General features: G+C 71.1%; 8 protein-coding genes and 1 riboswitch. Of the genes, 5 read left to right on the forward strand and 3 right to left on the reverse strand.

All coding sequences use genetic code 11. The features are described 5' to 3' along the window. Positions 1–198: 198 nt before the first annotated feature. The gene (locus AB0O34_RS12005; RefSeq protein ID WP_363915347.1) at positions 199–1,389 is read right to left on the reverse strand and encodes an NADH-quinone oxidoreductase subunit D; all 1,191 of its coding nucleotides are present in this window, start codon (positions 1,387–1,389) and stop codon (positions 199–201) included. Between the two features lie 18 nt (positions 1,390–1,407). Beyond that, positions 1,408–2,658: an aminotransferase class V-fold PLP-dependent enzyme gene (locus tag AB0O34_RS12010; RefSeq protein ID WP_363915413.1), complete on the reverse strand. Its 1,251-nt coding sequence runs from the start codon at positions 2,656–2,658 to the stop codon at positions 1,408–1,410. Positions 2,659–2,828: 170 nt separating this feature from the next. After that, a riboswitch (SAM riboswitch) is annotated at positions 2,829–2,944 on the reverse strand. Between the two features lie 167 nt (positions 2,945–3,111). Here AB0O34_RS12010 and AB0O34_RS12015 point away from each other — a divergent pair. Beyond that, entirely contained in the window at positions 3,112–3,888 is a 777-nt protein-coding gene (locus tag AB0O34_RS12015) for a TerC family protein (RefSeq protein ID WP_363915348.1), read from the forward strand. A gap of 56 nt (positions 3,889–3,944) precedes the next feature. Beyond that, positions 3,945–5,153 (forward strand): cytochrome P450, encoded by a 1,209-nt coding sequence (locus AB0O34_RS12020; RefSeq protein ID WP_363915349.1) that lies wholly within the window; start codon positions 3,945–3,947, stop codon positions 5,151–5,153. Here the strand turns inward: AB0O34_RS12020 and AB0O34_RS12025 are convergent. Next, positions 5,128–6,075: an SAM-dependent methyltransferase gene (locus tag AB0O34_RS12025; RefSeq protein ID WP_363915350.1), complete on the reverse strand. Its 948-nt coding sequence runs from the start codon at positions 6,073–6,075 to the stop codon at positions 5,128–5,130. The two genes, AB0O34_RS12020 and AB0O34_RS12025, sit on opposite strands and share 26 nt — an antisense overlap. Positions 6,076–6,340: 265 nt before the next feature. Between AB0O34_RS12025 and AB0O34_RS12030 the strand changes: the two genes are divergently transcribed. The 3 genes from AB0O34_RS12030 to AB0O34_RS12040 form a co-directional block, all read left to right on the forward strand. Then, entirely contained in the window at positions 6,341–7,231 is an 891-nt protein-coding gene (locus tag AB0O34_RS12030) for a DUF2520 domain-containing protein (RefSeq protein WP_363915351.1), read from the forward strand. Positions 7,232–7,254: 23 nt separating this feature from the next. Further along, positions 7,255–8,100, forward strand: a complete 846-nt coding sequence (gene panC / locus AB0O34_RS12035; protein WP_363915414.1) for a pantoate--beta-alanine ligase — start codon at positions 7,255–7,257, stop codon at positions 8,098–8,100. Between the two features lie 112 nt (positions 8,101–8,212). Beyond that, on the forward strand, positions 8,213–9,548 hold a 1,336-nt coding region (locus tag AB0O34_RS12040), incomplete at its 3' end, for an L-aspartate oxidase (RefSeq protein ID WP_363915352.1).

Genomic DNA, 9,548 nt, shown 5'->3' on the forward strand with positions numbered 1-9,548 from the left:
TGCTTTGCGGGGGGGTCCCCAGCCGCGGTGAGGAGCACCCCGGGGCGTTCCGCAACCGGGGGGGCCCGGCCGCCCCGGCGGGCCCCCGCTCTGCAAGGAGCCACCCTTTATCCCTTGATCCCTGTCCCTTTACGCAGTGTTGTTCCTTTACGAGATCGAAGGGGTTAAACGCATCCCGCGAGATTCGCAGCGAAAAGATCACTTGTCGATGTCGCCGACGACGAAGAACATCGAGCCGAGGATGGCCACCATGTCGGAGATCAGGTGGCCCGGAAGCATCTCCCTCAGCACCTGCACGTTGTTGTAGGACGCGCTGCGCAGCTTGAGCCGCCACGGCGTCTTCTCGCCCCGCGACACCAGGTAGTAGCCGTTGAGCCCGAGCGGGTTCTCGGTCCAGGCGTAGGTGTGGCCCTCGGGCACCTTGAGCACCTTGGGCAGCCGCTGGTTGATGGGCCCGGGAGGCAGCGACCGCAGGCGCTCCACGCACGCGTCCGCGAGGTCGAGCGCGACCTTCACCTGGTCGAGCAGCACCTCGAAACGGGCATGGCAGTCGCCCGCCGAGCGCGTGACCACCTTGACGGGAAGCTCGCCGTAGGCGAGGTACGGCTCGTCGCGGCGCAGGTCGAAGTCGACGCCGGAGGCGCGCGCGATCGGGCCGCTGACCCCGTACTGCATGATCGTCTCGCGGTCGAGCACCCCGACCCCGCGGGTGCGCGCGATGAAGATCTCGTTGCCGGAGATCAGCTTCTCGATGTCGGGCAGCCGCCTGCGCACGTCGGTGACCGCCTGGGCGACCCGGTCGAGCCAGCCGTACGGGAGGTCCTCCTTCAGGCCGCCCACCCTGTTGAACATGTAGTGCATGCGCCCGCCGGAGATCTCCTCCATGACGGCCTGCAGGGTCTCCCGCTCGCGGAAGGCGTAGAAGACGGGGGTGATGGCGCCGAGCTCCAGGGGATACGACCCTAGGAACATCAGGTGGTTGAGCACGCGGTTCAGCTCGGCGAGCAGCGTGCGGGCCCACACCGCCCTGACCGGCACCTCCATGCCCAGCATGCGTTCGACGGCGAGGACGACGCCGAGCTCGTTGGCGAAGGCCGACAGCCAGTCGTGCCGGTTGGCCAGCACGATGATCTGCCGGTAGTCGCGGACCTCGAAGAGCTTCTCGGCGCCGCGGTGCATGTAGCCGACGATCGGCTCGGCGCTGCCGATGCGCTCGCCGTCCACGGTGAGCCGCAGGCGCAGGACACCGTGGGTCGAGGGGTGCTGGGGCCCGATGTTGAGGATCATGTCCTCGGTGGCCAGCTCCTTGGCCCCAGCCCCGATCCCCACGACCCGTTCGGTGGGCGCGCCTCCGGTGCGAGCTCCGCGAGCTCCGGGAGGTTCGGTCATAAACCCCATGCTGTCACGTCAGCGGCGTGAGACAAGATCTGAGAGGGCGGTGACCAGGCGGCGGACGTGTTCTTCGGTGGTGCCGATGCCGATGGACGCCCGTACGGCCCCGGCGGTGCCGTCCGCGCACGAGCCGTCGGCGGCCTGGCCGACGCCGTCGAGCAGGTGCCTGACGAAGGGATGGGCGCAGAACTTGCCGTCGCGCACCCCGATGCCGTACTCGCCGGACAGCGTCTCGGCGACCTCCCTGGCCGTCCAGCCCTCGACCACGAAGGAGACGATGCCGACGCGCGGATGGGCGGGACCCCAGAGCGACAGCTCGTGGACGCCCTCGATCGCGGCGAGGCCGTCACGCAGCAGCTCGACGAGGCGCTCCTCCTCCTTGACCAGCGCCGTCCAGCCGGTGGACGAGAGGGCGTCGCAGGCGGCGGCCAGCGCGACGGCGCCGAGGACGTTCGGCGTGCCGGCCTCATGCCGCTGCTCGGGGTCGGCGCTCCACTCGGCGTCCAGCGGCAGCCCCTGCCCGGCGCCCCCGGTGACGGCCTTGGAGGCGCCGCCGCCGCGCAGGTACGGCTCGGCCTGGGTGAGCCAGTCGGCCCGGCCGACCAGAGCGCCCGCGCCGAACGGGGCGTAGAGCTTGTGCCCGGAGAACGCCACGTAGTCCAGGTCGAGCGCGGTCAGGTTGAGCTGGCGGTGAGGGACGAGCTGCGCGGCGTCGACGAGGATGCGCGCGCCGTGCCGGTGGGCGATGTGGGCCAGGGCGGCGATCGGCCACAGCTCGCCGGTCACGTTGGAGGCCGCGGTGACGACCAGGAGTTTGGGCCCCTCGATGGCGGCCAGGGTCTCGTCCGCCGCGCGGACCGCCTCGCCGGGGAACGCCGGGGGCGCCAGTCGTACCGCGTCGGGCCAGGGGAGCAGGGAAGCGTGGTGCTCGGTCTCGAAGACCACGACGGTGGTGCCCTCGGGCAGGCAGCGGGCCAGAAGGTTCGCCGCGTCCGTTGTGTTGCGGGTGAACACGACGGCGTCGCCGGGACGGGCGCCGACGAAGGCCCGCACGGTGTGGCGGGCCTGCTCGTAGCGCGCCGTGGTGAGCTGCGAGGCGTACCCGGCGCCGCGGTGCACGCTGGAATAGGCCGGGAGAGCGGCGGCGACCGCGGCGCTCACCGGCTCAAGACAGGGGGCGCTCGCCGCGTAGTCGAGGTTGGCGTACCGCACGAGCCTGCCGCCCTTGACCGGAACCTCAAGGTCATCACCCAGCACGGCGGGGATGGGCGAGGCCTTACGGCCCGCCGTCTCGCCGTGGAATGGCCTGCCGGGCCCGGAATCGCCGGGAGTGTCCGAGCCGGAAACGACATGGGAAGGGCTCTTGAGCACAGTGAGAGCAGACAACGCCGGCCTCCTAGGGTCATGGGACCCCGGCCATGGCGTTGGTACGACGGAGCCCGCGCTTGACTGGCACACCTCGCACCAGACCTGGTCTTCACCCGGGGCACCCCGCCGCGAGCGCGAGGGTTGCCGGCCAGCGAGCCGGGGCTTGACGCTGGCACTCATGACCTACGGGCGACTATAACCCAGGTTCCCCTCGTCTCCGCAACCTCGGCAGGGGGGTGGGAGGGGTCTCGAATCGTCGCGAACTTTGTCGGATCCCCGCGCGTTGACAGAGGAACGGCCGCCGCCCGCGGGGTCGTGACCTGGACCAACGGCTAGCCGGAGGAGATCGTCATGGACTGGGTGGTCAACCCGGAGATCTGGATCGGGTTCTTCACCCTGGTCGCTCTTGAGATCGTGCTGGGGATCGACAACATCATCTTCATCTCGATCCTCGCGGGCAAGCTTCCCCCCGAGAAGCGCGACCGGGCGCGCAAGGTGGGGCTCGGGCTGGCCCTCGTGAGCCGCCTCGCGTTGCTCCTCGCCCTGTCGTGGGTCGTACGGCTGACGACGCCGCTGTTCGAAATATTCGGCCAGGGCATATCGGGGCGAGATCTGATCCTGATCCTGGGTGGCCTGTTCCTGCTGGGCAAGAGCACCTTCGAGATCGGCGACAGCCTGGAGGGCACGCAGGGTCACTCCAGCGCCAAGGCGGGCGCCACCTTCGGCGCGGTGATCGTGCAGATCATGCTGCTGGACGTCGTCTTCTCGCTCGACTCGGTGATCACGGCCGTCGGCATGGTCGACGAGCTGGGCGTCATGATCGCCGCCGTGATCGTCGCGGTCATCGTGATGCTCTTCGCGGCCGGTCCCATCAGCGGGTTCGTCGAGAAGTACCCGAGCATCAAGATGCTGGCCCTGGCCTTCCTCGTGCTGATCGGCGTCGTGCTCATCGCCGAGGGCTTGGAGCAGCACATCTCCAAGGGCTACATCTACTTCGCCATGGCGTTCTCGCTGGGCGTGGAGCTGCTCAACATCCGGGCGCGCAGGAAGGCGGGCAGGCAGCAGCCTGTGGAGCTGCGGGAGCGGTACGAGGAGTCTCCCGAGCCCGGCGACGTCGCCAAGCCCTGAGCGCATGGCGGTGAGGGCCGGCTGCCGTGGAGGGAAATCCCATTTACGATGACTTCGTGCGATTTGATCCGTGGAATCCTGACTTCGTCGCTCATCCGTACGACGTCTACCGAGAGCTCCGCGACACCCAGCCGGTCAGCTTCTTCGAGCCGACCGGCCAGTGGCTCGTGGCGCGGCACCCGGATGTCAACGCGGCGCTGCGGGATCGACGGCTCGGCCGCTCCTACCTGCACATGGCCACCCACCAGGAGTTCGGCCGCGAGCCTGAGCCGGACTTCCAGGAGCCGTTCTGGCGGGTGATCCGCGCGGGAATGCTCGACGTGGAGCCGCCGATCCACACCCGGCTGCGCCGGCTGGTCTCCAAGGCCTTCACCCCGCGCATGGTCGAGGAGCTCCGGCCGCGGGTGCGGCGGATCGCCGGGGAGCTTGTCGACGGCTTCGTCGAACGCGGCGGCGGAGATCTGATCTCCGAGGTCGCCGAGCCGCTGCCCGTGACCGTCATCGCCGAGATGCTCGGCGTTCCCGAGGCCGACCGGCACCTGCTGCGGCCCTGGTCGGCCGACATCTGCGGCATGTACGAGCTGAGCCCATCCGTGGAGGCCCAGCACACGGCGGTGCGCGCCGCCTCGGAGTTCGGCGACTACCTGCGCGGGCTGGCCGCGACGCGACGCGAAGATCCCGGGAACGACCTGATCAGCGCGCTGGCCCAGGTGGCCGACGAGGGCGACAGGCTCACCGAGGACGAGCTGGTCGGCACGTGCGTCCTGCTGCTCAACGCCGGTCACGAGGCCACCGTGAACGTCACAGGCAACGGCTGGTGGTCGCTGTTCCGCAATCCGGGCGAGCTCGAACGGCTGCGCGGCGATCTCTCGCTGCTCCCTACGGCGGTGGAGGAGCTGATGCGCTGGGACACCCCGCTGCAGATGTTCGAGCGCTGGGTGCTGGAGGACATCACGATCGGCGGGGTGGACATCCCGAAGGGCGTCGAGGTGGCCCTGCTGTTCGGCTCGGCCAACCGCGACCCCGAGGTCTTCGAGGATCCCGACCGGCTGGACGTGGGCCGGAAGGACAACCCGCACATCTCGTTCGGAGCGGGCATCCACTTCTGCCTGGGCGCTCCCCTGGCCCGCGTGGAGCTCATCGAGTCGTTCGGAGCCCTGCTGAGGGCCGCCCCCAAGATGGAGCTCGCGGAAGAGCCGGCGTGGAAGCCGAACTACGTCATCCGAGGGCTCGAGTCGCTCAAGTTGAGCGTTTCCACTGGCTGAGCCAGCCGAAGCCGCCCAGCCCGGTGGGGTCGATCAGCTCGGCCTCCTGTGACGCCTTGGCCAGCGCCCGCAGATAGCCCCCGGGATCCGTGCCCGCGAGGGTCAGCGGGGGCCGGGTGCCGGTGACCCCCAGACGCTGTAACGCATGTCGTTGCGTAGTCAACGTTGTGGATATCGCTCCGGCTCGCTCGCCCGCCTCGGCACACGCGTCCAGGGCCACGTGTGCGGTGATATCGCAGGATCCGTCGGGTATGGCGGGTACGCAGGCCCCGTCCCGGTATCCCGTCAGGGTTCCGAAGGGCGGCCGGTTATCCACAGGGTGTGCATAATCCACGGCCACCGCCAGGCCCCGCGCCAGCCGTACGATCACCGCCTCCCAAGCCTCGTCGCGTGGACGGCCGATCTCGGCGCGCAGGCCCGTCGAGCCAAGCGGCCACCAGCGCTCCAGCCACCGCAGATCGTCCTCGCCCGGCGGGTCGCCGAGGCTCTCCTCGCCCGTGCGCGGGTCGACGAGCACCAGCCGGGAGCCTTCCGGTGTCCGCTCGGCGACGTCGAGGGGCACGTTGTCGAGCCACTCGTTGGCGATCACGAGCCCGGTGATCTTCTCGGGGAGGGTGCCGGACCAGGTGATCTCCGTATCCAGGCCGTCCGGACGAGGGGCGAGGTCGACGGCCGTGACGCGCAACCGTTCTACCAAGTCGGGCTCCGCCGTGTGGAGAACCTGGCTCACCAGCAGGCCGTCGCCGGAGCCGACGTCCACGAGGTCGATCTCGCCTGGACGGCCGAGCGCGTCGTCGACCGTGCGCAGCAGGCGCAGCACCGCTTGGGCGAACACCGGCGAAGCGCCCACCGAGGTCCGGAAGTGGCCGGACGGGCGCTCCCTGATGTAGAACCCGTCGTCGCCGTAGAGCGCTTGCTGCATGGCCTCCCGCCACGTGACCCACACGGGAGTGGACGTTACCAAGGATGGATATGCCCCATGACCGTCACGCTGACAGGCCGCTGTCAAGACACGACCGGCCGCCGCGATCGGCCCCGGGTTCACCGGATTTAGCGGCATATATGGGCTTTTGTCCTTAACGTAGGGTGCCGGTGGACCAGGCGGCGGAGTCGGACGGCGACGGGCCTGGGCGCGACCGTTACGCTGGTCAACTGGGCCTGGTCCGACGATTGTGAACAGGAACGTGATGGAGACAAGCGACCGCCCGGGGCGTCTCGCGGTCGGGGTCCTCGGAGCCGGACGAGTGGGTTCGGTCCTCGGCGCGGCGCTCGCGCAGGCGGGACACCGCGTCGTGGCCGCCGCCGGGGTCTCCGACGCCTCGCGACGCCGGGCCGCCGAGCGGCTCGGGGTGGGCATCTCCCAGCCCGACGACGTCATCCGCCGGGCCGACCTCATCCTGCTCACCGTGCCCGACGACGTGCTGCCCGGCCTGGTCGCGGGACTCGCCGCGACCGGGGTGAGCCTGCGGGGGAAGATGCTCGCGCACACCAGCGGCGCGTACGGCCTCGGCGTGCTGGAGCCCGCCACCGCCGCCGGCGCCCTGCCGTTCGCCATCCACCCGGTGATGACCTTCACCGGCAGGGACGACGACCTGCGCCGCATCGACGGCTGCTCGTTCGGCGTCACCGCCCCCGAGCAGCTCAGGCCGGTGGCCGAGGCCCTGGTCATCGAGATGGGCGGCGAGCCGGTCTGGATCGCCGACGAGGACCGCGCGCTCTACCACGCCGCCCTCGCCGGAGCCGCCAACCACATGGTCACCCTGATCGCGGAGTCGCAGGAGCTGCTCAAGAAGATCGGGGTGGAGCAGCCCGGGCGGATGCTCGGCCCGCTGCTCGGAGCGGCTCTCGACAACGTCCTGCGCCTCGGCCTCGCGGGGCTGACCGGGCCCGTCGTGCGCGGTGACGCGGGCACCGTGCGCAAGCACGTGGACGCGCTCATCCTCGCCGCGCCCGAGGCCGCCGACGCCTACGTCGCCCTGGCCCGGCTCACCGCCGACCGGGCCCTTGCCGCGGGGCTGCTCAAGCCCGAGGCGGCCGAACGCCTGCTAGACGCCCTTGGAGGAAATTCGTGGACGTGATCGTCGCCGGAGACCGTCCGGAGCTGCTCGCGGCCCGTGCCGCGCTCGGCATCGGCGGAGGATACGGCGGGGCGGGCGGCGGCACGCTCGCCCTGGTGCCGACCATGGGAGCCCTGCACGAGGGGCACCGGTCGCTGATCCGCCTGGCACGGGAGCAGGCCGATCACGTCGCGGTCAGCATCTTCGTCAATCCCCTGCAGTTCGGCCCCAAGGAAGATTTTTCCCGTTACCCCCGTACATTCGACGCCGACCTGGCGGTGTGCGCGGCCGAGGGCGTGAGCCTGGTCTTCGCCCCGTCGGCCGACGACATGTACCTCCCCGACCGCCAGGTCGGCGTGTCCTCCGGGCAGATGGGCACGGTGGTCGAGGGCGCCTTCCGGCCGGGGCACTTCGACGGCGTGCTGACCGTCGTGCTGAAGCTCTTCAACCTGGTGCGGCCGGACGCCGCCGTCTTCGGCCAGAAGGACGCCCAGCAGCTGGCGATGATCCGCCGCATGGTGGCCGACCTGAACCTCCCCATCACGATCACCGGCGCTCCCACGGTCCGCGAGCCCGACGGGCTGGCGCTCTCCAGCCGCAACCGCTACCTGTCGGCCGCCGACCGGGTCACCGCCCGGGCGCTGTCGGCGGCGCTACGCGAGGGCGCCGGCCAGACCCGGCCCAAGGACATCCTGCACGCCGCGCACGCCGTGCTCGACAAGGCCGCCGACGCCGATCCGCCGCTGGTGCTCGACTACCTGAGCCTGGTGGACCCCTCGACGTTCACCGCCGTCGCCGAGGACCACAGGGGCGAGGCCGTGCTCGCGGTCGCCGCCAGGGTGGGCGCGACCAGGCTGATCGACAACGTCGTCCTGACGCTCGCCCCCTGACCAGGAAGCTCCGGCGCGGACACCGGTGAACGCGGGGCGACCTGCCCACCCCTTGGTGAGCGCCGTTCGGTCATGCCCTATCGTCATAGTGACGAAATGAGGGGAGCGACCCATGACTCACCCGCCCATCCCACGACGGCTGACCGCGCCCGAGCCCGGTTGGACCGTCGACGCCGACGTCGTCGTGGTCGGATCCGGCATCGCCGGGCTCACCGTGGCACTCCGGTACGCGGAGCTGGCGCCCGGGGCCCGCGTGCTGGTCGTCACCAAGGACGTGCTCTCGGCGGGCTCCACCCGCTGGGCGCAGGGCGGGATCGCCGCCGTGCTCGACCCCGACGACTCCTCGGCCGACCACCTCAGCGACACGCTCATCGCCGGCGTCGGCCTCTGCGACGAGCGGGCCGTGAGGACGCTGGTGACCGAGGGGCCCGCCGCGCTGCGGCGGCTCATGGACCACGGGGCCCGCTTCGACCGCGAGCCCGACGGCGAGCTGCAGCTCACCCGTGAGGGCGGCCACCGCCGCGACCGCATCGTCCACGCGGGCGGGGACGCGACCGGGGCCGAGGTCCAGCGAGCCCTGGTCGAGGCGGTGCGGGCGAGCGCGTCCACGGGCGGGCGCATCGAGGTCATCGAGCACGCGCTGGTGCTCGACCTGCTCAAGGACGCCTCCGGGTCCACGTGCGGGATAACGCTGCACGTGATGGGCGAGGGCGCGAGGGACGGTGTCGGCGCGGTACGCGCGCGCGCCGTCGTGCTCGCCACCGGCGGCATGGGCCAGGTGTACGCGGCGACGACCAACCCCGTCGTGTCCACCGGCGACGGGGTCGCCCTGGCGCTGCGGGCCGGCGCGGTCGTGCGCGACCTGGAGTTCGTACAGTTCCACCCGACCGTCCTGTGGCTTGGAGAAGGGTCGACCGGCCAGCAGCCGCTCATCTCCGAGGCGGTGCGCGGCGAGGGCGCCCTCCTGGTGGACGGCGCGGGCGAGCGGTTCATGACCGGCGTCCACGAGCTGGCCGAGCTCGCCCCGCGCGACGTGGTCGCCAAGGCGATCATGCGCCGGATGCTGGAGACCGGCGCGGATCACGTCTATCTCGACGCCCGGCACTTCGGCGAGGAGAAGTGGCGCTCCCGCTTCCCGACGATCCACGCGACCTGCCTGGAACACGGCATCGACCCGGTGCGCGAGCCGATCCCCGTGGCGCCGGCCGCCCACTACGCCAGCGGTGGCGTCCGCACCGACCCGCGCGGCCGTACGAACGTCGCGGGCCTGTACGCCTGCGGTGAGGTGGCCTGCACGGGCGTGCACGGCGCGAACCGGCTCGCCTCCAACTCGCTGCTCGAAGGGCTCGTCTTCGCCGAGCGCATCGCGGCCGACCTCGCCTCCTCACGGCCCGGCCCGGCCGCCGGGCCCGCGCCGGATGAGCCCGCGTCCGCCCGGTCCGGGCCGG

This window comes from Sphaerisporangium sp. NPDC088356 (genome assembly GCF_040685555.1).
In the GTDB taxonomy this organism is placed as follows: Bacteria; Actinomycetota; Actinomycetes; order Streptosporangiales; family Streptosporangiaceae; genus Sphaerisporangium.